Origin of the sequence: Paenibacillus sp. FSL R7-0272, assembly GCF_037969905.1 — a bacterium.
Lineage (GTDB): Bacteria > Bacillota > Bacilli > Paenibacillales > Paenibacillaceae > Paenibacillus > Paenibacillus polysaccharolyticus.
In genome coordinates this window covers 2,462,138-2,487,825 of the sequence record NZ_CP150221.1, presented here as the reverse complement: position 1 = coordinate 2,487,825, position 25,688 = coordinate 2,462,138, and the positions used below count along the sequence as shown (strand labels likewise).

Below are 25,688 nucleotides of genomic sequence, written 5' to 3'. Positions count from 1 at the left end.
GTTTACCCTTCATCTCCTTGCGAATTCAAGAATCAAACGCTCCTGTACTTCACTTAACGTTACCTTTTCATCAACTTTTTGCTTCGTAAAATCCCAGATATGATCAATCTGATCCATCGCTTCATCTATAGCTGCATTTGATCCCCGTTGATACGCACCGATGTTAATCAAATCTTCGGACTCTTTGTACACTGCCATCAGACGTTTCATATTGTTAACCGCATCAATCTGCTCTTCAGGAGCGATGTCCTTCATGACACGGCTGATACTTGCAAGCACATCAATCGCTGGAAAATGACCTTTATTCGCTATCGCACGGTTCAGCACGATATGACCATCCAATATCCCTCGGACTGCGTCTGCAATTGGTTCATTCATGTCATCCCCATCGACGAGAACAGTATAGAAGGCCGTTATCGAGCCAGTGGGACCTGTTCCTGCACGTTCTAACAGTTTCGGCAGACTTGCAAAAACGGAAGGTGTATAACCTCTCATCGCCGGCGGTTCTCCTACTGCCAAACCGACTTCCCTTTGCGCCATGGCGTAACGGGTCACCGAATCCATCATTAACATCACGTTCATGCCCCGATCTCTGAAATACTCCGCAATCGTCGTCGCTATGACAGCCCCCTTGATTCGGATCAGAGCAGGTTGATCTGATGTTGCCACGATGACGACAGACCGTTCCAGGCCTTCCGGACCAAGATCCCGTTCGATAAAGTCACGAACCTCCCGTCCACGCTCACCCACCAGTGCAATCACGTTCACATCCGCAGCGGTATTTCTAGCGATCATGCCCATCAATGTACTTTTCCCGACACCTGAACCGGCAAATATACCCACACGCTGTCCTTTGCCTACAGTGAGCAAGCCATCAATTGCCCTAACGCCTACACTCATCGTTTCAAGCACACGCGGTCTATCCATAGGGTTAACAGGGGTATTGGAAGTAGAGTACATCGGCATTCGGGATGGCAACAATGAACCGTCAAGCGGCTGTCCCAGTCCGTCCAACACTTTACCAAGCAATTCAGAGCCTACTTGTACTCCTAAAGGTTTACCGGTTCCGACCACGTCACAACCCGGACCAATGGATTGAAGTTCTCCAAGCGGCATAAGCAACACCTTGTTATCCCGAAACCCCACAACTTCAGCCTGTAGCGGCTTAGCTGATTTGCCAGGATAGATGTAACATACGTCGCCAATGCTGGCATCCGGTCCTTCTGATTCCACCATAAGCCCAATGACCTGGGTTACTTTTCCATTTATACGCACAGGATCAAACTGCCGCAGATGCTCCATATAACGCTGTGAACTAAGAACCTTCATGTTGATTTCTTCGCTCCTCATCCTCAAGTGCTATGCGGATCAGTTCCTTTTTGATCTCGGCAAGCTGTGTATCAATTCTTGCATCAACACTTCCAAATGAAGAACGGATAACACAGCCCTTATCTTTAACCGTAGCATCAGGCAAAATCTGTAACTCTGCCTGCGAATCAATGGAAAGAGCAAGTTCCTCCCTTGAAGCTTGTACAAAAGAAAACTGCTCAGGCGCCACACAGAGCGCGATCTGTCCTTGCTCCCTTTTTCTGGACAAACTCTGACGTATCAGCTCAATCGTTTGTTCAGGCTCTACCGTAAGTTGCTTATCTATCACTTTCTCCGCTATGCCACAAGCAAGTTCAACAAGAAACGGCTCGGCTTCCTGAATAATCTGTTCTTTGGCAACATACGCTTCCTGAAGCACCCCTTGTGCTTCTTTCATCATCTCTTCGATCTTCACCTGGAGATCCAGTTCAGCTTGTGCTCGTCCCTCTTCAAACCCTTGCTGAAAACCTTGAGCGCGGAGAGCTTCTGTCAGATGTTCATCCTGCTCTCGTTGCTCCTGCCACCAGCGTTTAATCTGTTCCTGGGCTTCCTGAAGCATTCGCTCCGCCTCTTCCGAAGCATCACGCACCTGCTTTTCCGCAAACTCCTTGGCATCTTCCAGCATCTCAGCAGTAAGACGCTCTGTCTCTTCATCGACTCGTGCCTGAAGCACTTCCGATTCAGAAACTGCTGCACCGTCCTCTTCCAATCCAGTCTCATCTTCACCACCATAATGGTGATGATTTTCGAGCCTTTTATGGTCTTCTACCGGTACATACTGGAAAGATTTAATCAAATTAGACAATGATATCATCTCCTCCACCACGTGCGATAATGATCTCGCCAGCTTCTTCCAGTCTGCGGATCGTACCTACGATACGTGTCTGAGCTTCCTCCACATCACGTAGCCGCACAGGGCCCATGAACTCCATCTCTTCCTTGAATGTTTCGGACATCCGTTTCGACATATTACGGAATACAGCTTCACGTACTTCTTCGCTTGCGACTTTGAGTGCAAGTTGCAGGTCGGCATTGTCGATATCCCGAATAATACGTTGAATGGAGCGATCGTCCACATTGACAATGTCTTCGAAAACAAACATCCGTTTTTTGATCTCTTCTGCAAGTTCCGGATCCTGTATCTCAAGGGAGTCCAAAATCGTACGTTCCGTCCCCCGATCGACACCATTCAAAATCTGAACGATGGATTCGATACCGCCTGCATTTGTGTAATCCTGCGTCACTGTAGAAGACAACTTTTGTTCCAGCACACGTTCCACCTGTGAAATAACTTCTGGTGAAGTGCTGTCCATCACAGCTACTCTACGAGCAACATCTGCTTGCTTCTCCTGAGGGAGAGAGGACAGAATGGCCGCAGCTTGCTCAAATTGCAGATAAGAAAGTACAAGCGCAATCGTTTGCGGACTTTCATTCTGAATAAAGTTCAGAATCTGATTCGGATCAGCTTTACGTGCGAAGTCAAAAGGTCTGACCTGTAGCGTAGCTGTCAAACGATTAATAACTTCAAGCGCTTTGGAGGAGCCGAGTGCTTTCTCCAAAATTTCCTTTGCATAGGTAATACCGCCCTGAGAGATATACTCCTGTGCCAAACAAATCTGATGAAACTCGGACATAATCATGTCCTTTTCGGATGCATCAACCTTACGCACGTTGGCAATTTCCAACGTAAGCTGCTCAATCTCCTCATCACGGAGATGTTTAAAGATCTGAGCAGACACTTCCGGACCTAATGTAATTAATAATATTGCTGCTTTTTGTCTGCCAGTTAATCCGGCATTGCCTGCCTTTGCCAATGCGTTCACCTCTATTCGTCAGCCAGCCACGTACGCAGCAGATTGACGAATTCGTCCGGCTTTTTCTTGGCCAAACTCTCCAATTGTTTGCGCACCTGACTTTCGTTCGTCACACTGTCCAATGTTATGGACGGGAACTCTGTTGCTACTGGAAGCGGGATTTCTTCCTCTTCTTGGATCTCATTTTGTTTACGACGACGACGTACTAACAAGATCACTACCGCAGCGATCAGGACCGCAATAAGTGCTCCGCCACCCCACATCATTGCAGGTGTCAACTGGAAGCCCGTATTGGCATCTGCAGCTGTTGCAAAGCCCTGTGACATGACTGATACTTTTTTTGTCAGGTCTGCGTCAGTTATTGTTGTGCCTGAGTCTGCCAATGACGCGCGAACGATATTAACTAGAATATTTTCGATCGCATCTCGAACAGGCTGTTGTAATTCGTTTTGCCCTGCGGGTGGTTCAACCGCCACGTTGATGGTTAAATCTTTTACAGTATATGGGCTTGAAATGATATCTTTGGCAATTCGATTCACTTCATAATTTATCGTGCTTGATGATTCTTCCGAATTCGCATTGCTATTAGAATCAGAAGAAGGATACCCTGGAACGTCCTGTTGGCCGGTACCTGCTACACCACCTGTCGGAGCTCCCCCACCAGTGTAGCTCTTCTGAATTTGCTGTACACTGATTTCGATCCCCTTCATGTTCTCTTGATCAACAGGTGTAACGAGATTTTCTTTGCTTGTCACTTTATCGAAATTCAGTTTGGAGGCCACCAAAACGTTGACCTTATCCTCACCTACAATTTGAGAGAGGAATTGCTTCACGTTATTTCGCACGTCACTCTCAAACTTTTTCTGTAATGCCATGTTCTCCTGCACTTCAGATGACAAGCCACCACTGCCACCGCGAGCGGTTGGAACGAGTTCAGCCTCATCCGTGTTCGTGATCGTGATGTTCTCGATGGGCAGGTTCGGAACAGCTGTTTTAACCAAATTAAAGTATCCATCTACAGCTGCCTGATTCGGGTGATACCCCGGTTTAAATTGCAATGCTACGGAAGCCGAAGCTTTGTCCTGTTCTTCCAAACCTGCAAAGATATTATCTTTTGGCATGTTAACAAGGACTTTGGCATCCTGAATCCCCTGCATACGCTGGAGTAGCTTTTCAACTTCTCCGTTTAACGCATTGTTATATTTCACATCAAACTCTTTATCTGTCATACCGATTGGTGATGATGAGCTTTCAAATGCTTTATAACCAAGGGAACCATTTTGTATGATGCCTTGGGATCCGATATTCACTTTGGTCAGCGCTACATCTGTACTGGGTACAGAAATACTTTTTCCGTCCGCGCTAAGTTTATATGGGATATTAGATGAGTTCAGATAATTGATGACACCAGCTGAATCACTTGCATTTAAATCTGTGAACGCCACTTCATATTCTGTCTTGGATAACTGCATCGTGAGAACCACTGCTGCCAAAATCAGAAATAAGAAGGTTGAAATAAATAATGTTTTCTGCTTTTTGCTAAAGCTATTCCAGTACTGTGATGCCTTGTCCCTGTACTGGGCAATTCTCTCATTCACTCTGTCACCCCATCCGAAACTTTGCTTAGTCTGTCCTGACAAAAGCTTGAGCGTTCTCCTAGCTTTGATCAGGAGCAGCATCGCAGCTGCTTGTCGTAATGATCAGCGCTACTGTTTGCGCAAATGAACTCTTATAGTTGTGTGCGCATAACCTCTTGATATGCCTCAACCACTTTGTTACGTACCTGAGTGGTAAGTTGCAGACTAAGCAGGGCTTGTTCGGAAGCAATCAACACCTGATCTACATTCGCTTTACCTACCAAAAATTGATTTGACATTTCATGGGCCTGGGTTTCCTGTGCGGCTACAGAGCCCAGTGCATTTTGTAAGTATGTACCGAAGCTCTGAATGCTTTCGGCCGGTGTAGAAGGTTTATTTTCAGTTCCTACACTCTTCATCTGCAACGGCTGAACTCCCTGAGCGTTTAACATATTGTTCTGAATCATAAATTCCCCTCCCTTTTATCTCTTCTTTTCAGTTCGTTGTCGAAGAATGCAACAGTTTAACCTTTTCCAATTTCTAACGCTTTAGAAATCATCGCTTTGGTTGAATTCAGTGCAGTAACGTTAGCCTCATAAGAACGTGAAGCCGAGATCATATCGACCATTTCTTTTGCAATATCCACATTAGGCATGAACACATACCCTTCTGCGTTTGCATCTGGATGAGTCGGGTCATAAACCGGTTTGAATGGCGACTGATCTTCCCGAATCTCGGTTACTCTTACACCATCACCTGAACCTCCACCACGCATCTGGTTTTGTAACATCGTACTGAAGGATGTTTTATTCGGTTCAAGCACTACCATTTTCCGCTTATAAGGAACTGCGACCCCATTCGACATACTCGCGCGCGTGGTTTCAGCATTTGCTATATTGGAAGAAATGACGTCCATACGCAAACGTTGAGCTGTAAGAGCCGAAGCACTGATTCCAAAACTGTTGCTAATGTTCAACGCGGTTATCTCCCTTCTACGCCTACTCGCATCATTTTAATTTGTTCGTTCACTTGCTGGATATAAGCGTTGTAACGCAATTGATTATCCGCCAGAAGGCTCATCTCTCGATCAATGTCCACATTATTCTGGTTGTTATTCATGGAAGTGGACTGGTCCATATTAACTACTGGCGTTGGTACTAAAGAGGAAGGACCTATGACAAAATGCCTTGGATCCGTTACTTTCCCTTTAAGAACAGGTAAATCACCGCTCATCTGATCCTGTAACATTTCTTCGAAAGAAACGTCTGATCGCTTGAAATACGGGGTATCGGCGTTCGCTACGTTATCAGCTATCGTTCGTTGTCGCATGTTCGACGCATCGAGCGCACCTTGTAATCTTTTAAAGCTAATATCGTTTAAAAGATTCACAATATCCCTCCTCTCATTAGTATATATGGAAAAAGATTGAATCTTTTCACGCGAAACTGCTGTTGTTTTTTCGACAAAAACATTCGTGTTTACACGGTTTTCTAGGACTTAAGTAGAATTAACTCTGATGTTGTCGTATAACATAAGTTTCTTCGAGTTTGGGATATATTACAATAAGAAAAAAGCCCTATCTTTTCTTAAAGAGAGGGCTTTTTGTGTATTTTCTGCAAAATATGATTTTTTTCGTAAATATTCAGTCCCAAATCAAAAATGTGTTAACAATCTTGAGGCATCCCCTTAAACATTCTTAAAATAAAACTCATTTTTCCAGCCTGTATTTCAGTCTGAGCACCTTTAAATGTACCTTTCCGCAATAGGATTTCAATTTGTTAAGTTTAGCATTTTTTACCGTCATATTAGGGTTTTAAGCTTATAAAACACTGTATTTTTATGTAGCCAACTCTACTTTATTTCACATTTTATGTATGAAAATTCATTGGAACTATCATTTCTGACGCAACACTTTCTTAACAATTGTATAGGTCACTACTATTTTATATTTAGAAAACAATTGATGCCTTCTCCATTTTCCACAAAACGACGTTTTGCACATTTGCGCAAAATATTCCGGTTTATTCGCTTAGCACCAGATAACATTTAAATAATTAAAATTCTTTTAATGGAAATACATGGTTGCATAAAAATAGGAATACCAACTAATCCGCTACCCTTTATACAGTTATCCATGCGGCCCAAGTCCTAATTTTCAGCATAAATGATCGCCACCTCTCTATTATCGGTCCAATCATCAGAAAAGGTTAGACCATAATATAAATAAGGATATGTATCCATAAACACGACACCTAACACAGCATGCTCTGTATAAAAGCACAGAACATCTTGATTAATGTTCACTGTTTATGGTACATACCCCATGTTTTATTCCATACAACCATCTTATCATGTGATACTAGAAGCTACATTCATTACCTTTTGCTCTTACTTAAAGGATGTATTGACTTAAATCCCGATCCGTCGCAATATCATGTAATTTCTCACGTACATACTCTGGTGTAATCACCATACGTTCCAACGTAAGCTCAGGAGCCTCGAAGGACAAGTCTTCCAGAAGTTTTTCCAATATAGTATGCAGACGGCGAGCCCCAATGTTTTCTGTGTTTTGGTTAACAGCTTCCGCGAGCTTGGCAATCTCGCGTATTGCATCCTCCGAGAACTCAATCTCAATATTCTCTGTGCGGAGCAAATCGACATATTGCTTCGTTAGCGCATTCTGAGGTTCCGTTAGGATAGAAACAAACTCCTCCAGGGTAAGACTGTTTAACTCCACACGAATAGGGAAGCGTCCCTGAAGCTCCGGAATCAGATCTGAAGGTTTAGCCACATGGAATGCACCAGCCGCCATAAACAGAATATAATCCGTTTTGACAGGCCCATACTTGGTCATGACCGTTGATCCTTCAACAATCGGTAGAATGTCACGCTGAACGCCTTCACGGGAAACATCTGGACCACTTCCACGACCTTGACTGGCTACTTTATCAATCTCATCGATGAAAATAATGCCTGTCTGCTCTGCACGTCTTATGGACTCCTGAGTCACATCATCCATATCAATTAATTTGCCTGCTTCTTCTTGAATAAGCACTTTACGTGCTTCCTTAATAACCAACTTACGTTTCTTCGTACGGCGCGGCAACAAACTGCCAAACATCTCCTGCATGTTCATGCCCATCTGATCATTACCCTGGCCAGCAAACATATCCATCATGTTCGGCGTATTGTCCTCTACATCGATCTCAATGATGTCATCTTCCAGTTTACCAGACAATAGATCGAATTTGATTTTACGACGACGCTCAGCAACGTTTGTGTCAGGTTCAGGTTCATCCTGATCCTGAGGGGTATTTCCATTCCCGTTGTTCCCAAAGATCATTTCAAACGGATTACGCTGATTTTTAGACTTGGACTGAGAAGGAGCCAAAATATGTACAATGCGCTCGTTAGCCGCTTCTTCCGCTTTGTCCTTCACTTGTTCAGTTCGTTCAAGCTTGACCATACGCAGGGATGTTTCAATCAAATCACGAACCATGGATTCCACATCACGTCCAACATATCCCACTTCGGTAAACTTGGTTGCCTCGACTTTGACAAAAGGTGCCCCTACTAGTTTTGCAAGACGACGCGCAATTTCCGTTTTACCGACGCCTGTAGGCCCAATCATCAGTATATTTTTAGGTACAATATCATCCTGTGTGTGTTCTGGCAAAAGACTACGTCGATAGCGATTACGAAGGGCTACTGCCACTGATTTCTTCGCCTGTTTTTGACCTACGATATATTTATCCAGTTCCGTAACAATCTGTCTTGGCGTTAAAGCTTGAGAATTCATAAGCTTCCCTCCTACAAGTATGTTGACGTCAATTCAGCCACAAGAGCAAAGAATCTCCTTAACGTAAACCGGAGCAGATGTAACATCTTGTTCCTGTACGGGAGATTTCTTTGTTCCTACAATTCTTCGACGATAATATTACTATTCGTGTATACACACAGCTCGGAAGCCACCTGAAGAGACTCACGCGCAATATCTTTCGCTTCCATCTGTCCAGCGTGACGTTTCAGCGCCCGCGCAGCGGATAAAGCAAAATTACCACCTGAACCGATCGCGATGATATCATCATCCGGTTCGATTATCTCGCCGCCACCTGAAATAAGCAACATTCCTGTTTTGTCCATTACAATCAACAAAGCTTCGAGCTTCCGCAGTATGCGATCCTGCCGCCAATCTTTTGCAAGTTCAACCGCCGCCCGTTGCAGATTGCCATGGTGCTCTTCCAGTTTACCTTCGAATTTTTCAAACAGTGTAATTGCATCAGCTACAGAACCGGCAAAGCCAGCAACAACCTGTCCACGATATAAACGTCTTACTTTTTTGGCTGTATTCTTCATCACAACGCTCTGGCCCATAGTTACCTGACCATCGCCCGCAATCGCTGCCTTGCCATTATGACGGACAGCACAGATCGTCGTCGCATGAAATGACATATCCATGATATCAGCTCCCCCACGAATAATTTATACGCGTTCCGGAACGGTTAGACCTTCTGAAGCAATAAACTTGGCGATACCATCCAGGGCACGATTTGCAAGTGCTTCATTTTTTTCTTTTTTGTTACGGATTCTAGTTTCCAATTTCGGTAACAAACCGAAGTTAGCATTCATTGGCTGGAAATGCTTGAAATCCGCTGTTGTAATATATTGGGCCATGCTACCTAGTGTCGTTTCTACCGGCAGTACAACAAGTTCTTGTCCTAACGCTGCTTTAGCTGCATTCATGCCGGCAATAAGACCCGATGCGGCAGATTCAACATATCCTTCTACCCCTGTCATCTGACCAGCAAAGAACAAATTAGGGCGCTCTTTGAATTGGTATGTTGGACGAAGCAACTTCGGTGAGTTAATAAATGTATTCCGGTGCATGACACCGTAGCGCACAAACTCAGCATTCTCAAGACCCGGAATCAGAGAGAAGACACGTTTCTGTTCTCCCCACTTCAAGTGCGTTTGGAAACCTACCAAGTTATACAACGTTCCCGCCGCATTGTCCTGTCTAAGCTGTACTACAGCATGAGGCAATTCACCCGTATGCGGATTAACCAAACCTACCGGCTTCATCGGTCCAAACAATGCTGTTTGTTTGCCCCGTTTCATCATGACTTCAATCGGCATGCAACCTTCGAAATAGATTTCTTTTTCGAATTCTTTTAACTGAGCAACCTCTGCAGTAATCAGAGCCTCATAAAAGAGTTCAAACTCTTCTTCTGTCATTGGACAGTTGAGATAAGCCGCTTCTCCTTTGTCATAACGAGAGGCAAGGTATACCTTGTTCATATCAATGGAATCTTTTTCAATAATCGGAGCAGCAGCATCATAGAAATAGAAGTATTCCTCACCCATCAATGCTTTAATCTGCTCGGACAATGCCGGCGAAGTCAGTGGTCCGGTCGCTACAACAACAATGCCTTCCTCTGGAAGTGAAGTAAGTTCTTCATTCACCACTTCAATCAGCGGATGCTGATGCAAAGTCGATGTAATCTCACCCGAGAAGCCATCCCGATCCACAGCCAGGGCTCCTCCTGCCGGAACAGCATGTCGATCAGCTGCCCCGAGTACGAGCGAATTCAACATCCTCATTTCTTCTTTCAACACGCCAACTGCATTAGCCAGTCCATTGGCACGTAGAGAGTTACTGCAGACGAGTTCTGCAAATTTATCCGTATGATGAGCCGGTGTTTTGACAACCGGTCTCATCTCATATAACTTCACTCGCACACCGCGACTGGCGATCTGCCACGCTGCTTCTGATCCAGCCAATCCCGCACCGATAACCGTTACTTGTTGTTCACTTGTCAAAATCATTTACCCCCATCATATGCTAATCCGTTGATTCATCATCCGATTCTTCCACCGGCTCCTGATGATCACATGAAGTACACTGCAATCTTGTTCCCTTTTTGTTTCGCTTCTCAATCATTAACGATCCACAGCTCGGACAAGGTTTAGCGGAAGGTTTATCCCAAGATACAAAATCACATTCCGGATATTTGTCACAGCCATAGAATATACGTCCTTTTTTACTGCGGCGTTCCACGACATGCCCTTCCTTACACTTCGGACATGTTACACCGATGTCTTTAATAATCGGTTTCGTATTGCGACAGTCAGGGAATCCTGAGCATGCGAGAAACTTTCCGAAACGACCCAGTTTATATACGAGCGGCTTGCCACATTTCTCACAGATCTCATCCGAGACCTCGTCTTCGATCTCGATCTCTTTCATTTCTTCCTCAGCAAACTCTAGCCGTTTCTCGAAAGATTCATAGAATTCAGCCAACACTTTAACCCAATCTTCAGAGCCTTCCTCTACATGGTCGAGATCGCCTTCCATATTCGCGGTAAACTCCACATTCAGGATTTCCGGGAAAAACTCTTCCATCTGCTCAATGACCAGTTCTCCCAGCTCAGTCGGCATAAACTTTTTCTCTTCGATCGCAACATATCCACGTTTCTGAATGGTCTCCAGTGTTGGCGCATAAGTACTTGGTCTACCTATGCCGAGCTCTTCCAAGGTTTTAACCAACCGTGCTTCGGTATAACGTGGCGGCGGCTGCGTAAAGTGCTGCTTAGGCTCAATCTCCTGCTTTTTCAGCACATCTCCGCTCTTGAGCGGAGGCAACAAACGATCTTCCTCGGTTGTACCATCGTCATTGCCTTCTACATACACTTTCATGAATCCCTGAAAGCGCACCTTGGAACCCGCAGCACGGAAGATCGTATCTCCTGCAGCGATGTCAACCGAAAGTGTATCCAGAATAGCCGAAGACATCTGACTTGCTACAAAACGTTCCCATATCAACTTATATAAACGGAACTGATCACGACTCATAAACGACTTTATCGAATCTGGGTCACGCAAAATGGAAGTCGGACGAATCGCTTCGTGCGCGTCCTGAGCGTTGGAAGCCTTTTTGGAATAGTTCCGCGGGCTCTCTGGTGCAAATGTCTCACCATACTTTCCAACGATATATTCTTTGGCTTCTTCCTGTGCGGAAGCAGCGATACGAGTCGAGTCTGTACGCATATACGTAATAAGACCGACTGTGCCTTCTTTTCCAAGGTCTACACCTTCATAAAGCTGTTGCGCAACCGACATCGTCTTGGAAGCCCTGAAATTAAGTTTACGTGCCGCTTCCTGTTGCAGTGAACTTGTCGTAAATGGCGCCGAAGGATTTCGAGTTCTCTCTTTCTCCTTCACTTCCTTGATTGTAAAATCAGCACCTTCGATCTGTTTCAAAATCGCTTGTACTTCAGCTTCACTGCCAAGCTCTGTTTTCGCTCCGTTCAACTTATGAAACTTCGCCTCGAATGGATTGCCATCTGCACTCAGTTTGGCTGTAATGCTCCAGTACTCTTCCGGTTCAAATTCGTCAATTTCATTTTCACGATCCAAAATAATTTTGACGGCAACAGACTGAACTCGTCCTGCTGATAATCCTTTTTTTACTTTCTTCCATAATAGTGGACTGATCTTGTAACCCACGAGCCGATCCAGAATACGTCTAGCTTGCTGTGCATTGACCAAATCCATATTTATTTTACGCGGCGTTTTGAATGCGTCCTTAACCGCTTGTTTGGTGATTTCATTAAATACAACTCGGCAATCAGCCGTGTCATCCAGTTCAAGTGCATGTGCCAAATGCCAGGCAATGGCTTCACCCTCACGATCCGGGTCGGCCGCGAGATACACTTTTTTCACTTTCTTTCGTGCATCCTTAAGTTCCTTTAATACTGAACCTTTGCCGCGGATCGTAATATATTTCGGATTAAAATCATTCTCTACCTCAACGCCGATCTGACTCTTTGGCAAATCGCGTACATGTCCCATCGAAGCTTTCACGATGAACTTGCTGCCTAAATATTTGCCGATCGTCTTCGCCTTTGAGGGCGACTCCACGATTACGAGTGCATCCGCCATAGGTCCATCCTCCTCTCAGTCATGAAACTGTTTCTTGTACTTCACTTCATACTTCGTATTATATACTCCACATACTGCACAGGTTGCAGCATCGTCATACCCTAGCATATTTGGTTCCAGGTAATTGGCTAATCTGCTTTTTTATGATTAAAGATAACAGAACTGAATGTAAATGTCCAAAATCCCAACCCAACCGATCTATCAATTGATCTAAAGACTGCTCTTCCTGCTCAAGTAAAATGATGATACGTCGTTCATCTGTAGAAAGTTTCACCTTTGGAAATAAACCTTGCTCCGCATGTCCTGACATTTCTGCCGAACGTCCTCTATTGTAAGGAAGTTGTTCTGCATTTGGCAAGTCCAAACGATACTCTTCTAATAAATCAGTAGCACAAGTGACCAATTTGGCCCCCTGTCGTATTAAATTATGTGCCCCTCTGCTCTTCGGCGAAGTAATCGGCCCTGGAACTGCAAATACATCTCTGCCTGCCTCGAGTGCTGCATCTGCGGTGATGAGAGAACCACTTCGTACATCCGCTTCTACAACGAGCGTTCCCAATGTTAATCCTGCGATAATCCGGTTTCGCTCGGGAAAAAGGCCCTGACGAGCCCTGGTTCCCAGAGGGTACTCTGACAAGAGTAGACCCGTTTCAGCAATTTGTTCTGCAAGGCTCGTATTTTCAGGTGGATAAACCATATCTACCCCTGTACCAAAAACAGCAATCGTTTTACCATTTGCTCGTAATACAGCTTCATGACACACACGATCAATACCTCTGGCAAGTCCACTGACAATAGTTAACCCCGCAAGAGATAATTGTTCTGCAAGCTTTTCCCCAACTTTACGCCCATAAACTGTAGGCATCCTTGTTCCTACCATCGCAATCGAAGGTTGATGTAATAACCGAGTGTCTCCTCGAGTGTACATCACCCAGGGAGGCTGAGCGGTTTCCTTCATTAATATAGGATAATTTGAATCCAGATAAGTAATAACCTCGATCCCGCGATCATAAACCTGCTCTCTTCTACTCTCAATCCAGCCGGCATTAAATTCTCTAGCCAAACGAGTCGCCTGATCCTTCCTCAGTCCAGCTTCAATCCAGTCTCCTTCCTCGTAATAAAGCAACTCCCGCAACGAGTGCTGACCTGTCATCAATTTTGCAACACTTTTCTTACCGATGCCTTCCATTTCATAGAGTCCAAGCAAAATCCAACGTTCTTCCATGTTTCTGCCTCCTGTGAGAGGGCAAATTGCCCTCTATTTGTGTGATAAACAACGATAAATTGCACACGTTAACATATTCTGCACACTAAAGTAGTTCGCCCTCATTTTTCTAAAAAAACGCAAAAAAGCAACCCTTCGCCCTGTTTAAAGGACAAAAGGTTGCTTACCTTTACCGTCTGATGAATCAACGGCTCCGAAAATGAATCATTTCCGTGCTGTTTCTTCTATTATAACGGAATAGGATTAATGTGTCGTGCACAAATTCAAAATACCGCGTTCTTCGAGCACACTTACCAAAGTGGAGCCCATTTCCGCTGGTGTCGGAGCAACTTTAATACCGCATGATTCCAGCTTCGCAATTTTCTCTTTGGCTGTACCCTTACCGCCAGAAATAATCGCACCCGCATGACCCATACGTTTGCCTGGAGGCGCTGTAACACCACCGATGAATCCTACCACCGGTTTAGTCATGTTAGCCGCTACCCATTCTGCTGCATCCTCTTCCGCAGTACCACCGATCTCACCAATCATGATGACAGCATGTGTCTGTGGATCTTCATTGAAACGTTTCAAGATATCGATGAACTCGGAGCCCTTAACCGGGTCTCCTCCGATACCTACCGCAGAAGATTGGCCAATACCACGAGTTGTGAGCTGATGAACAGCCTCATACGTCAGTGTTCCACTACGTGAAACGACACCAACATGTCCAGGCATATGAATGTATCCAGGCATAATGCCGATCTTACACTCGCCCGGTGTGATCACACCTGGACAGTTAGGCCCAATCAATACTGTATTTTTTCCGTCCATGAAACGGTCTACTTTGACCATATCCAGTACCGGAATACCTTCAGTAATACAGATGACCAAATCCAGTTCCGCATCTACAGCTTCCATAATGGAATCCGCTGCAAATGCTGGAGGAACATAGATGACGCTCGCTGTTGCGCCAGTAGCCTCCTTCGCTTCCTGCACCGTGTTGAATACCGGCAAGCTGACTACTGAACCGTCTTCCAGCGTGATGTCAACATTGGTTCCGCCTTTACCTGGCGTAACACCGCCTACCATTTGGGTTCCGTAGTCCAATGCGCCCTTCGTGTGGAACATTCCCGTTGAACCCGTAATGCCTTGCGTAATGACTTTTGTATTTTTATCGATCAAAATACTCACGTTGCTTCACATCCTTACGGTTATTTTTCAATTCCCGGACAGCTCCGGTACGAAGGAATGAACCTATTTTACGAGGGCAACAATTTTCTGTGCTCCATCGGCCATGGAATCAGCAGGAACGATATTCAGGCCGGATTCACCCAAAATACGTTTGCCCAGTTCCACGTTAGTTCCTTCAAGACGAACAACCAGCGGTTTGGTCAGGCCAAGCTGCTTCGCTGCTTCAACAACACCGTTGGCAATGACATCACAACGCATGATACCACCAAAGATGTTAACAAAGATACCGGCTACTTTGGCATCAGACAGAATGATCTTGAATGCTTCCGTAACTTTCTCTGTTGTTGCACCGCCCCCAACATCAAGGAAGTTGGCCGGGTCTCCACCGTAATATTTGATGATGTCCATCGTAGCCATCGCAAGTCCCGCACCGTTAACCATACAGCCAATGTTGCCGTCAAGCGCTATGTAGCTGAGGTCGTATTTGGAAGCTTCGATTTCTTTTTCATCTTCCTCATCCAAGTCACGAAGTTCTTGAATATCCTTGTGACGGAAGAGAGCGTTGGAGTCAAAGTTCAGCTTTGCATCCAGCGCGATAACGTTTCCATCTCCGGTAACAACCAGTGGGTTGATCTCGGCAATAGAGCAATCTTTTTCGACAAATGCCTTGTACAACGCAAGCATGAACTTCACAGCTTTATTCACGAGTTCATTCGGAATGTTAATGCTGTAAGCCAGTTTGCGTGCCTGGAACACTTGCAACCCGATCGCAGGGTCAACTACCTCTTTGAAAATTTTCTCAGGTGTAGCTTCAGCTACTTCTTCGATCTCTGTTCCGCCTTCTTCGGAAGCCATCATGACTACACGTCCTGTAGCACGATCGACAACAACACCCACATAATACTCTTTGCGGATATCGCATCCTTCTTCAATCAAAAGACGTTTTACTTCTTTACCTTCTGGTCCTGTCTGATGGGTTACTAATACTTTGCCCAAAATTTCGGAGGCATAGGCACGAACTTCCTCTGTGCTTTTTGCTACTTTCACGCCGCCGGCTTTACCCCGACCCCCTGCGTGAATTTGCGCTTTAACTACAGTCACCGGACTGCCCAGTGCCTCTGCGGCCGCAACCGCTTCATCGACTGTATAAGCAACCTTTCCGTTTGGAACGGTAACTCCATACTGTTTCAGTACTTCTTTTCCTTGATATTCATGGATATTCATTCTCGAATCCTCCTATCAACATGACTGCAACAAGGCGGGCTGGTAGACGAACAAAAGACATATGTTGACTATTTTCACTTAAACCCAATTCATTGTAACATGTTTTTAAAACGCTTTCCTTAAAAAAGTAATGGTTAATAGACAGCATTTTGATATGGATATGATCCCTTTTTGTGAATGCTTGGATATATATGGAAAAAACCTCAACCGATTAGGCTAAGGTTTTCATCACATGGAGACTTTTATTATTATTTTTTAGCGGCATTTATATTCGATTCATGAACTTTCTCGAGCAAGCCTTTAAACTGCCCAAGCAGTGCTTCAAACTCTGTGCTGTTCAGGCAAGCATCTCCCTGAATGGCTTCAGGTATGGATAATGCCTTATTCTTAAGTTCACGTCCCGCATCGGTTAGTGTAATCAACACTTTACGCTCGTCTTGTGCAGAGCGCTCACGATGGATGAACCCGGCTGACTGTAATCGTTTGAGAAGAGGCGTCAGCGTACCTGAATCGAGGTACAGAGCTTCACCAATTTCCTTAACGGTACATTCCTGCCGCTCCCACAATACCATTAATACCAAATATTGAGAGTACGTTACACCAAGCACTTCCAGATAGGGCTGGTACAATTTTGTAATTTCACGTGAACAAGCGTATATGGCGAAGCATAATTGATTATCCAGCTTTAAACGGTCTGTCTGCATGTTAGCTATCTCACCTGCCTAATGTACTTTAAATTGCATATCTCATGGGTTAATCATCCTGCTTCACCTTTATTAGCGGCGAAATTGAGTTCCCCATTACTATCTTATCACAAAATAGATTAAAAAAAGAATAATTGAGCACAAATTATTTTACATTGCTATTTAATCATGTTAAATTTAGTTGTATAAAATATAATTACAGGTGATCAATAGGACGGATAATCTACTTCAGGGAGGATCATCAGAACAATCACCAGAACAATTCAGGATTCAGACAAACTCATTGCAGTTCAATTCACACCGGGTTGACGCTCTGATTCCTTTTATATAAAATGCTAGTAGAAGCTGAGGAAGCACCTTAATTCGAGACTGGCTCGCCCTGCGCGTAGCCCAACATTCGAGTGAGGTGTTTCTTTGTTATGTATGGAAAGTTGTATAGCTCGTGTCTCTATGGAATTGACGGTGTATTAATTGAAGTTGAAACGGATTTATCTAATGGGTTGCCTCTGACTTCAATTATCGGACTACCGGATTCGGCGGTCAGAGAAGCTGTGGAACGCGTTCGGGCAGCGATTAAAAACTGTGGATATCAGTATCCTTTGCAACGAATTACGATTAATCTGGCCCCAGCTGATCTGCGTAAGGAAGGTTCCTCCTTTGATCTTGCTATTGCCATTGCTTTACTTACAACCAGCGGTCAACTTGTTCTTCCCCCGCAGGAACGCACTTTAGTTCTCGGGGAACTGGCACTGGATGGTTCAATCCGGCCCGTTCCCGGAATATTGTCGATGGTTGATCTAGCCAAAAGGCAAGGTTTTACTTCGGTTCTGCTCCCTTATGAGAACGTGGAGGAGGCGCGTTTGATTCGTGGAATCGGGATCTATGGGCTTCAACATCTGAAGGACCTTGCTCCTGGTCATACCCTTACATCCCAAGATTTAAATGGCAACACTTCAGGGGGAACAACGAGTGCGAGGCCAATCATTTTAAAAGACTACAGTCACCTTCATATCTCTGGACCTTCCAGTGCACGGTCCAATCATGGTAGAGAACTTCTCTCTTATCCACATGAAGACTATAGTGATGTACTTGGACAGCATCATGTCAAGCGTGCACTTATGATTGCCGCTGCGGGCATGCATAATATCATGCTGGTTGGCCTACCTGGTACAGGCAAAACGATGCTGATTAAACGATTGCCGACGATTTTACCCCCTTTATCGGAAGAAGAAGCTCTCGAAGTAACTAAAGTGTTAAGTGCGGCGGGACATCTAAAAGAAGCTCCTCAAGGACTGATTGCAGACAGACCCTTCCGGTCACCTCATCATACGATATCCACCTCCGGCTTGATTGGAGGTGGCGGCATTCCAAAGCCAGGCGAGGTCAGTCTAGCCCATCGCGGAATTCTGTTTCTGGATGAACTACCAGAGTTTCAGCGTCAGGTTCTTGAAGTACTAAGACAGCCGCTTGAAGATCAGACGGTTACAATCAGTAGGGCAAGAGCTGCGTTCACATTTCCTGCACAATTCATGCTGGCCTGTTCGATGAATCCCTGTCCCTGCGGATATCTGTCGGCTCAGGCGGAGGATCAGCGTTGCATCTGCAGTCCGGCTCGCGTTGCAGCATACAGGGCAAAAATTTCGGGCCCACTGCTGGATCGCATCGATCTGCAGGTGGAAGTTCCTCCGCCCGGAGATTGGCGTAAGTCGGGAGCCTCCCCTTCTTCCGCCGAGATGCAAGCCAAAGTGATGGCTGCTCATTCCATTCAGGCCAAACGGTACGCTAACCGTTCTGTCCGCTGGAACAGTCAGCTATCTGGCACATTTTTACGGAAGACAATCCATCTACCTCGTGAAGCAGAGCATTTATTGGATCAAACGATACAGACGTTGAACCTGAGTATGCGTGCCCATGACCGAATTATGAAAATGGCACAAACTATTGCTGACTTGGATCATGAAGGTGAGATTGTGACTGCCCATGTCGCGGAAGCAATACAATATCGGCAGTTAGACTTGAGTTTATTTTAATACGGATATTCAGTTGCTAAACAAAAGCCGTATTTGAACTCTGCTTACATGTTAATGAAGAGTACCTATACGGCTTGGTTGGCATCATAAGCACATCCAAAAATTGAATTGGCAGTTACACGTAAATCATAAGATAAATGAATGTCTCTTTTCAAAAAAAGCTTATCGGAGGAGATATCGTGGGAACATCAAACAGTGACAGGAATTTGGTTTATGACGAAACACTATTTGAAAATGATCATATAAAAAAAGACCACATGTATGTGGTCTCGAATGAAGTTCTTTTATTCAAATAACGTTAGCTTCTCCTTAGCAGGTGTACGCTCTTTCGCTGATGGAGTGACCTCGGGGTATCCCATATAGATCATTCCAATAATTTTTTCTCCTGCCTTGATACCTAGTGGCTTCCGAAATTTAGGTGCATATAAAAATGGTTTGGTCACCCAAAACGTGCCTATATTTTCGCTCCATGCTGCAAGCATAAAGTTCTGAACCATGGCGCTGACTGCGGCGAAATCCTCATCCCAAATCGCTTGTCTCGGATCTTCCTCCAGCACAACAAGCAAAATAGCAGGCACCTGTTGTACACTCCCCGAAAACTTGTTATCCTCACCCATCTCAGCTTCAATGGCCTCTGCGAGCTTTTTACGTCCTTTGCCATTGAACAACACAAATCTCCACGGCTCACGCAATTTATGGTTAGGTGCCCAAACGGCTGTATCCAGCAAATCGATGATTTGCTCCGTTGGAACAGAATCTTTCTTGAATTTTTTGACGGTGCGGCGATTCTCGATCGCATGGCGGACTTCGTTGATTGTCTTCGTCGTTTTACTCATGGGTCATGCCTCCCTCTCCAAATGGTACACACCAGGTTGCAATTTCATTATACACCTCTCTGTTAGCCAGATTCAAAGGACAGCAGATAAGAGAGTTCCGGATCAAATAGAAAAAGATGAACTATAGACATTATACTCGTCTAAATGCTCATCCTTTTTATCAACTAACTCCAAGTTAAAATGCATTTTCTAGATGATTTATGGACATGATCTTGCCAAAATGGTTCATCATCACCGCAATAACATCAAATCGAATTTGACGAGTATGTTCTCCGCTCATTTGGATGTAGACTCCAGCCGTTGAACGAACCTGTTGCATTTTGCGCTGATCGACAGACTCTTGTGGAGTTCCGAATCCTGAGTTGGAACTTCGGCTTCGCACCTCAACAAATATTAACAAATCTTCACGTACTGCGATAATATCGACTTCTCCGCTACGACAACGCCAGTTTCGCTGGAGGATAGAATAACCCTGTTTCACTAACCAGCGGCAAGCTTCCTCTTCGCCAATCTTTCCCTTCTGCTGACGGGTCAACTTGCCACTAGGTTTCTGGCCAGATCCCTGTTCTACCATGATTCGTTATCACTTCGGCCTGAGGCAAGCCGATCGGCTCGATAAACATAAGTAAGCACTTCTGCTACCAACTGATACAATTCTGTCGGGATCTGTTCATCCAGATCCAGTTTGGAGAGCACTTCAACTAAAGCTGCATCTTCCTGTACGGGTACGCCGTTTTCCTTAGCTTTGTCCAGTATGGCTTCAGCCACTTTGCCGCGGCCTTTGGCTACGACAACAGGTGCTTCACTTTCTCCCGGGACATATTTTAATGCAACTGCTTTTTTGGATAAAAGCTCCGGCTGTGGTAATTCCTCTTTCATACCTTGAAATCCACCCCTTTGTATCGCTCAGGGCTATAATCTGCAGCAGTCATCTTCCGCTCCATCCCGAGCTCCTGCCTTGCCGGCCAAGGTTCTGCCCGGAAGGTCAATAACTGATATCCAAGCTTGTCGAGCGATTGATGAATGATTTCACGTCCACTCTCCAACAAAGCTCCCATTTCTTCCCGATCATTAAGTACACGCAAACTGACAATGTTATTGACCACATGTACATCGACAAGGGTATGTCCCAAACTTCTCATATCCAAGTCAAACAGCAGACGGCAATTCGAAGCATCCAATTCCCCGCGCTGACCGCGGCGTGATTGAATCTGCACAGAGGCCGTCTGTTCACCGTCCGGACCTGTGATGGGGATAAACCAATGCATTTGCGCAAACGCTGCACCGCGATCGGTTGTGAGCAATAGTTGCTGACCTGTCAGGTATTGTATGGCTTGATTGGCGGCATCTTTCAGCACCGCCGGGGCACTGTCGCTGCTGGCCAACTGCAGCAGCAAACCCTTGAGCGAGTCCGTGTTCGCCGGACTCGCTGCCTCGCCCACGCGCGGCTGCATCGCCGCGCCGTGAACGGCCTGCTGCTCGTGCTCTGCACCGAGCAGCTTCAGCACGCGCCCCACCCACGGGTCTCCCCCGTGGGTGACGGGCGCGTGCACTGCCGCCGCACCTGCGGAAGCGGCGGCAACACCGCCAGCCGGCTGCGCATCAGCGCCGGCTGGCAAGGGCTGCGGCGAGCCTGCGGCAGCCGCAGCCACTTGGCCGCCCTGCTGCGCAGCAGGGGCGGCTTGTGCTGCCGCACCCGGCTGTGCCGGTGCGGCAGTGGACGCGCCGCGCAGCGCGTCCAGCAACGCCAGCAGCTTTGGCGCCAGCTGTGCTGGCGTAGGCGCTGCTGGCGCGGCCTGCCCTGTTGCGGAAGGTGTCGCCGCAGCAGCAGGCGTGTCTGCGCGGCCGTCTGCACGCACGGCCGCACCTTCCGGCTGGCCCGCACTTGCACGGCCAGCCGCCGTATCCGCCGCCCCAGGTGTACCCGGACGGCTCGCAACTTGGCCCGCATCCGCAATACGCGGCGGGCCTTCTCCAGGTATTCCGGTACCTGCCGGAATACCTGCATTCCCTTTGCCAGCCGTTTCCGCTTGGCTGGAAACACTCTTCGCAGCAGTCTCAGTTCCTGCTGTCTGTCCACCATTCGCCTGGCCTGCATTCAGCGGCACGTTACCTTTGGCTTGTTGCCCCTGGTCTGATGCCGCACCTTCAGCAGCATCTGTAGTCAATCCTGCACCCGCCGCTGGAGTGGTCTGAACCTGATTCGGCTGTGACGCTACAGGAGAGGCTACGGGTATTCCGACTCCTGGCCTGCTCACATTTACCGTTGGTGCTCCCTCTTCTGGCTGAACAGCAACATTAGTAAAAGTTCCAGAAGCTCCCGCCTGTCCTGTGGACGCCCCCGCTTTTAAACCTGCTGCTGATGCTTCGCCGCCAGGAAACGGCTTACCTGCCACCGTTTGAGACAAAAACGACTCCAGTTGATCCGCAAGACCACTTAACAACTGATGCAAAGGAGGCCCAAATACGGTCTGATGTAAACCTTTCACCGTTTCGGCCGTAATAGGCAGGCCCCTCTGAAAAGCAATGCCCGCCGCCTGTACCCATTCCTCCACAGGCACCTGTGCAGGTTTGGCTACCATCATGTTTTGCACCATGGCTACGTTATCCTTGGTCAGCGGAAGCCCACTGCGTTGCATAGCAAGTAACAATTCACGGTTGTCTTTGGTATCCGCCAAACCTACCTCTTGCAACAAATTATTCAGTGAAGCCTGCGGCAGCTCTGCAAGCGAGCCGGCAACAGGTTTCATTACCGTTATGCCGTTTTCACCTGGAGGTTGAACCTGCAGAAGCGTCGTCTCACCCGGACGGAGCGGTGTCTCCAGTTTGGCACGCACCTGCACCCCTTGAATCTGGAGCACAGCCTCTCCACCATCATCCGATACACTGACGACAGATCCACGAACGACCTGACCTTCTTTTAATTCGAGCGGCTTGGCGTTTCCGGGCTTACTGTCTCCCATTAAACCACGAATCATAGAGCTGATATTCAACTCGTTCTCCCTCCTTTCCGTTCCCTTTCAATTAAAACAACGTATGCTGCTCACCTAATAAATTACCGAGAAAGCTCCGCCGATGCATCGGTGTTGCGCCGAGTGCCATAATCTGTTCCCGATGAAATTGAGTTGCATAGCCTTTATGTACGGGCAGACCATATTCCGGGTATAACGTATCCCATTCTTCCTTGCACAGCCGATCTCTCGTTACCTTGGCCACAATAGAAGCCGCTGCGATCGATTGGCTATTTGCATCCCCTTTAATAATAGATAACTGCGGTATATTCAAATCCACCTTTTCCGCGTCCACCAGCATGTAATGAGGTGTTACATCAAGTGCCTCTACCGCACGTTTCATGGCCAGTCTGGCGGCCTGTTTAATATTAAGACGATCAATCGTTTCCGCATCTGCATATCCTACACCTACAGCCAGCGCGTTCTCCATAATGATGTCATATAACGTATCACGTTTCTTTTCTGATAACTTTTTAGAATCATTGACCCCTTCCAAAATAAGCCCTTGAGGCAAGATCACGGCCGCCGCAACCACATCCCCAAACAAACATCCTCGACCCACTTCATCAATTCCTGCGATATATTCAAACCCGCTACCCCAATACTCCCGCTCATACACCAAAAGATCCCGAGGTTCGCTAGTTTCTTTTTTCTTTTTCTTCGGTTTGCGTTGCAGTTCTGGCAATGCAAGCTCCGGCATTTCATGGTTTGCTGTCATTCTGTTCATCTCCTCACCCATGTTTCATGTAGCTGTGTAATCCCATGTAATGTATATAATTAATTAGACGTAGGCTATCGCATATTTGTTCTGATTAATCGTATTCCTGCACAATGTTTCGTGTTAAAAGTATGATTTTAAAAAATATCCTGATGTCTTCATTTATCGGTTGTTCTAGCGTTAAATTGAATACATACAAACTGATGTTCTGCAAATTTTCAACATCATTTATCATAGCATGATTTCAGGACACCTCCTATACAGAACAAACAATTCCACCAAGCACACTTAACTTCATTTTTTTACCATATTCATGCTAGATTTATATCCCCTTAGCCTTCAAAACACAAAAAGGCCGTTCCCGGTAATCCGGTAACGGCCGCTTCTTTCGGCTCTTGTAAGGATATTTTCGATCAGTAAGGAGCTTCCATGGAGAAACGCCCCATCTTGCCTGCTCGTAATTCGCGCAGAAACGCTCGTGATGCTTTCTCCAGATCAATCCGTCCACCACTGATGACACAACCGCGAATTCGGCCAACCTGCTCCATAATGGCAATAACACTGTCCGAATCGTCCGCATCTTTGGAGAACTCCTGAAGACCATATCTCTCTTCCAGCGCATCCCAATAATAACGCATCAGATAACTGATTCCGAAAAATGCGATATCTTCTGCATTCAGGATTTCTTCTTTGATCGCACCCGTCACAGCAAGCCGGTAACCCACATTTTGATCTTCAAATTTCGGCCACAGAATACCTGGGGTGTCCAGCAGTTCCATTTCCTTGCCTACTTTAATCCATTGCTGGCCTTTAGTTACACCTGGGCGATCTCCAGTTGCAGCAATGCTCCGTCCAGCCAAACGATTGATCAATGTGGATTTACCTACGTTAGGAATACCGACAATCAAGCCCCGAACAGCTCGGGGATTAATGCCTTTTGCCAGTTGACGATCAATCTTCTCCTTTAGAAGAAGTCTTGCCTGAGCAGGAATATCTTTGACATTGGTACCTGTTGAAGCATCCACAGGGAACGCTGTAATGCCTTCTTTTTTAAAATACTCAATCCACTCTTGCGTCACTTTGGCATCCGCCAAATCCGACTTATTGAGCAAAATCATGCGGGGTTTATCCATCAAAATCTCGTCAATCATCGGATTACGGCTGGAGACAGGCAGACGGGCATCCAATAGTTCGATGACCACGTCAATGAGCTTCAACTTGTCCTGAATCTGGCGTCTGGCTCGGGTCATATGACCTGGAAACCATTGTATCGTCACCTTGTCTTCACCTCATTTAATACATACTTTAAGTTTTTTAGTGGTTAATCCACTTAATTTCTCCAATAGGCCAGAAAATAACATCAGCACGGCCAATAATATCTTTCAGCGATACATAACCGATCATTCGGCTATCTGTACTGTTAGGTCGATTATCCCCCATAACAAACACATGACCCGCTGGCACCTTGCCGTCTGGGAACTGTTCGTTCGGGAAATCCTTCACGTTATACGTTCCACCACTCGCTTCAGCCGCATCAATAGCACCCTGGATGTAGGTCTCATTAACCTTTTGTCCATTTACCGTTACGGTGTCTCCCTGAACCTGAACCGTATCTCCCGCAACTGCGATAACACGTTTGATGAAATCCCGTCCTTCGGAAGGTACATGGAAGACGATCACTTCACCACGTTTTGGCTCGCGGATATCGTACAGTATCTCATTGACAATGACACGTTCTCCTGTCGAGAAATTCGGTTGCATGGATGGCCCGTCCACCACAAATGGTTTAAAAAGTAACCAGCGAATCAGAATAACCAGCACGAGTGCAATGACAATGGCCTTCAACCACTCGACTATTTCATTTTTCGCTTTTTTGGATCGATTATTTTTTTCTTCCGCAGGTAAGCTCTGGTCCTGTTGAACTTCTTGTTCCATTCAAGATCTTCCTCTCTTCACAGTACATGATTATAGCAGTATACATTCAGCTTTTTGCTTCCTCCCTATATAAAACTAGAGAAAACAAATTATTCAACTCAGTTATGTAATTCTTGCAGCCAAGCATTACA

General features: G+C 46.0%; 23 protein-coding genes. 1 reads left to right on the top strand and 22 read right to left on the bottom strand.

Annotation, left to right across the window (positions count from 1 at the left end):
* Nucleotides 1-9 precede the first annotated feature (9 nt).
* The 15 genes from fliI to MKY23_RS10965 all read right to left on the bottom strand — a co-directional run bounded on the left by fliI (nt 10) and on the right by MKY23_RS10965 (nt 17,027).
* Nucleotides 10-1,329 (bottom strand): flagellar protein export ATPase FliI, encoded by a 1,320-nt coding sequence (gene fliI / locus MKY23_RS11035; RefSeq protein WP_145329755.1) that lies wholly within the window; start codon nt 1,327-1,329, stop codon nt 10-12.
* Nucleotides 1,316-2,173 (bottom strand): FliH/SctL family protein, encoded by an 858-nt coding sequence (locus MKY23_RS11030; protein WP_339837968.1) that lies wholly within the window; start codon nt 2,171-2,173, stop codon nt 1,316-1,318. The genes fliI and MKY23_RS11030 overlap by 14 nt, the downstream gene beginning before the upstream one ends.
* Entirely contained in the window at nt 2,166-3,182 is a 1,017-nt protein-coding gene (fliG, locus tag MKY23_RS11025; RefSeq protein WP_090923874.1) for a flagellar motor switch protein FliG, read from the bottom strand. Before fliG ends, MKY23_RS11030 begins: the two co-directional genes overlap by 8 nt.
* An 11-nt stretch (nt 3,183-3,193) precedes the next feature.
* Nucleotides 3,194-4,780 (bottom strand): flagellar basal-body MS-ring/collar protein FliF, encoded by a 1,587-nt coding sequence (gene fliF, locus MKY23_RS11020; protein ID WP_339837965.1) that lies wholly within the window; start codon nt 4,778-4,780, stop codon nt 3,194-3,196.
* Nucleotides 4,781-4,911: 131 nt separating this feature from the next.
* Nucleotides 4,912-5,226, bottom strand: coding sequence for a flagellar hook-basal body complex protein FliE (gene fliE, locus MKY23_RS11015; RefSeq protein ID WP_154958960.1), 315 nt, complete (start codon nt 5,224-5,226; stop codon nt 4,912-4,914).
* Between the two features lie 56 nt (nt 5,227-5,282).
* A complete protein-coding gene (gene flgC / locus MKY23_RS11010) occupies nt 5,283-5,735 on the bottom strand; it encodes a flagellar basal body rod protein FlgC (protein WP_090923876.1) in 453 nt (150 codons plus the stop codon).
* A gap of 5 nt (nt 5,736-5,740) precedes the next feature.
* Complete coding sequence (gene flgB, locus MKY23_RS11005) at nt 5,741-6,148, bottom strand: flagellar basal body rod protein FlgB (protein ID WP_090923877.1); 408 nt, start codon at nt 6,146-6,148, stop codon at nt 5,741-5,743.
* Nucleotides 6,149-7,151: 1,003 nt separating this feature from the next.
* A complete protein-coding gene (gene hslU, locus MKY23_RS11000) occupies nt 7,152-8,558 on the bottom strand; it encodes an ATP-dependent protease ATPase subunit HslU (protein WP_339837956.1) in 1,407 nt (468 codons plus the stop codon).
* A 116-nt stretch (nt 8,559-8,674) separates the two neighbouring features.
* Nucleotides 8,675-9,217, bottom strand: a complete 543-nt coding sequence (hslV, locus tag MKY23_RS10995; RefSeq protein WP_090923879.1) for an ATP-dependent protease subunit HslV — start codon at nt 9,215-9,217, stop codon at nt 8,675-8,677.
* A gap of 24 nt (nt 9,218-9,241) precedes the next feature.
* Entirely contained in the window at nt 9,242-10,579 is a 1,338-nt protein-coding gene (gene trmFO, locus MKY23_RS10990; RefSeq protein ID WP_339837952.1) for an FADH(2)-oxidizing methylenetetrahydrofolate--tRNA-(uracil(54)-C(5))-methyltransferase TrmFO, read from the bottom strand.
* 22 nt (nt 10,580-10,601) lie between these two features.
* Entirely contained in the window at nt 10,602-12,701 is a 2,100-nt protein-coding gene (gene topA / locus MKY23_RS10985) for a type I DNA topoisomerase (protein WP_090923881.1), read from the bottom strand.
* Between the two features lie 94 nt (nt 12,702-12,795).
* Entirely contained in the window at nt 12,796-13,926 is a 1,131-nt protein-coding gene (gene dprA, locus MKY23_RS10980; RefSeq protein WP_339837949.1) for a DNA-processing protein DprA, read from the bottom strand.
* Nucleotides 13,927-14,169: 243 nt separating this feature from the next.
* Complete coding sequence (gene sucD / locus MKY23_RS10975; protein ID WP_090923883.1) at nt 14,170-15,099, bottom strand: succinate--CoA ligase subunit alpha; 930 nt, start codon at nt 15,097-15,099, stop codon at nt 14,170-14,172.
* 63 nt (nt 15,100-15,162) lie between these two features.
* A complete protein-coding gene (sucC, locus tag MKY23_RS10970) occupies nt 15,163-16,323 on the bottom strand; it encodes an ADP-forming succinate--CoA ligase subunit beta (RefSeq protein WP_090923884.1) in 1,161 nt (386 codons plus the stop codon).
* A gap of 248 nt (nt 16,324-16,571) precedes the next feature.
* Nucleotides 16,572-17,027 (bottom strand): MarR family transcriptional regulator, encoded by a 456-nt coding sequence (locus MKY23_RS10965; RefSeq protein ID WP_154886384.1) that lies wholly within the window; start codon nt 17,025-17,027, stop codon nt 16,572-16,574.
* Nucleotides 17,028-17,446: 419 nt separating this feature from the next.
* Here MKY23_RS10965 and MKY23_RS10960 point away from each other — a divergent pair, with 419 nt between their 5' ends.
* Entirely contained in the window at nt 17,447-19,057 is a 1,611-nt protein-coding gene (locus MKY23_RS10960) for a YifB family Mg chelatase-like AAA ATPase (RefSeq protein WP_339837946.1), read from the top strand.
* Nucleotides 19,058-19,341: 284 nt separating this feature from the next.
* On the opposite strand, the gene MKY23_RS10955 is transcribed toward MKY23_RS10960, so the two are convergent.
* The 7 genes from MKY23_RS10955 to lepB all read right to left on the bottom strand — a co-directional run bounded on the left by MKY23_RS10955 (nt 19,342) and on the right by lepB (nt 25,557).
* On the bottom strand, nt 19,342-19,893 hold the full coding sequence (locus MKY23_RS10955; protein WP_339837943.1) for a nitroreductase: 552 nt from the start codon (nt 19,891-19,893) through the stop codon (nt 19,342-19,344).
* A 175-nt stretch (nt 19,894-20,068) separates the two neighbouring features.
* Nucleotides 20,069-20,467 carry a YraN family protein gene (locus MKY23_RS10950; RefSeq protein WP_154886390.1) on the bottom strand — a complete coding sequence of 133 codons (399 nt, stop codon included), beginning with the start codon at nt 20,465-20,467 and terminating at the stop codon, nt 20,069-20,071.
* Nucleotides 20,461-20,772, bottom strand: a complete 312-nt coding sequence (locus tag MKY23_RS10945) for an EscU/YscU/HrcU family type III secretion system export apparatus switch protein (protein ID WP_090923889.1) — start codon at nt 20,770-20,772, stop codon at nt 20,461-20,463. The genes MKY23_RS10950 and MKY23_RS10945 overlap by 7 nt, the downstream gene beginning before the upstream one ends.
* Complete coding sequence (locus MKY23_RS10940) at nt 20,769-22,886, bottom strand: DNA ligase (protein WP_339837937.1); 2,118 nt, start codon at nt 22,884-22,886, stop codon at nt 20,769-20,771. Before MKY23_RS10940 ends, MKY23_RS10945 begins: the two co-directional genes overlap by 4 nt.
* Before the next feature lie 31 nt (nt 22,887-22,917).
* On the bottom strand, nt 22,918-23,622 hold the full coding sequence (locus MKY23_RS10935) for a ribonuclease HII (protein ID WP_244159417.1): 705 nt from the start codon (nt 23,620-23,622) through the stop codon (nt 22,918-22,920).
* Between the two features lie 413 nt (nt 23,623-24,035).
* Nucleotides 24,036-24,899 (bottom strand): ribosome biogenesis GTPase YlqF, encoded by an 864-nt coding sequence (gene ylqF / locus MKY23_RS10930; RefSeq protein ID WP_090923891.1) that lies wholly within the window; start codon nt 24,897-24,899, stop codon nt 24,036-24,038.
* A gap of 37 nt (nt 24,900-24,936) precedes the next feature.
* Nucleotides 24,937-25,557 (bottom strand): signal peptidase I, encoded by a 621-nt coding sequence (gene lepB / locus MKY23_RS10925; protein ID WP_090923892.1) that lies wholly within the window; start codon nt 25,555-25,557, stop codon nt 24,937-24,939.
* Nucleotides 25,558-25,688: the final 131 nt, after the last annotated feature.

What these genes read in the sequence shown, in the direction of transcription:
- fliI (WP_145329755.1), bottom strand. Translation starts at nt 1,329, where the DNA reads ATGAAGGTTCTTAGTTCACAGCGTTATATGGAGCATCTGCGGCAGTTT.
- fliE (WP_154958960.1), bottom strand. Translation starts at nt 5,226, where the DNA reads ATGATTCAGAACAATATGTTAAACGCTCAGGGAGTTCAGCCGTTGCAG.
- hslU (WP_339837956.1), bottom strand. Translation starts at nt 8,558, where the DNA reads ATGAATTCTCAAGCTTTAACGCCAAGACAGATTGTTACGGAACTGGAT.
- hslV (WP_090923879.1), bottom strand. Translation starts at nt 9,217, where the DNA reads ATGGATATGTCATTTCATGCGACGACGATCTGTGCTGTCCGTCATAAT.
- topA (WP_090923881.1), bottom strand. Translation starts at nt 12,701, where the DNA reads ATGGCGGATGCACTCGTAATCGTGGAGTCGCCCTCAAAGGCGAAGACG.
- dprA (WP_339837949.1), bottom strand. Translation starts at nt 13,926, where the DNA reads ATGGAAGAACGTTGGATTTTGCTTGGACTCTATGAAATGGAAGGCATC.
- sucC (WP_090923884.1), bottom strand. Translation starts at nt 16,323, where the DNA reads ATGAATATCCATGAATATCAAGGAAAAGAAGTACTGAAACAGTATGGA.
- MKY23_RS10965 (WP_154886384.1), bottom strand. Translation starts at nt 17,027, where the DNA reads ATGCAGACAGACCGTTTAAAGCTGGATAATCAATTATGCTTCGCCATA.
- MKY23_RS10960 (WP_339837946.1), top strand. Translation starts at nt 17,447, where the DNA reads ATGTATGGAAAGTTGTATAGCTCGTGTCTCTATGGAATTGACGGTGTA.
- MKY23_RS10955 (WP_339837943.1), bottom strand. Translation starts at nt 19,893, where the DNA reads ATGAGTAAAACGACGAAGACAATCAACGAAGTCCGCCATGCGATCGAG.
- MKY23_RS10950 (WP_154886390.1), bottom strand. Translation starts at nt 20,467, where the DNA reads ATGGTAGAACAGGGATCTGGCCAGAAACCTAGTGGCAAGTTGACCCGT.
- MKY23_RS10945 (WP_090923889.1), bottom strand. Translation starts at nt 20,772, where the DNA reads ATGAAAGAGGAATTACCACAGCCGGAGCTTTTATCCAAAAAAGCAGTT.
- MKY23_RS10935 (WP_244159417.1), bottom strand. Translation starts at nt 23,622, where the DNA reads ATGACAGCAAACCATGAAATGCCGGAGCTTGCATTGCCAGAACTGCAA.
- lepB (WP_090923892.1), bottom strand. Translation starts at nt 25,557, where the DNA reads ATGGAACAAGAAGTTCAACAGGACCAGAGCTTACCTGCGGAAGAAAAA.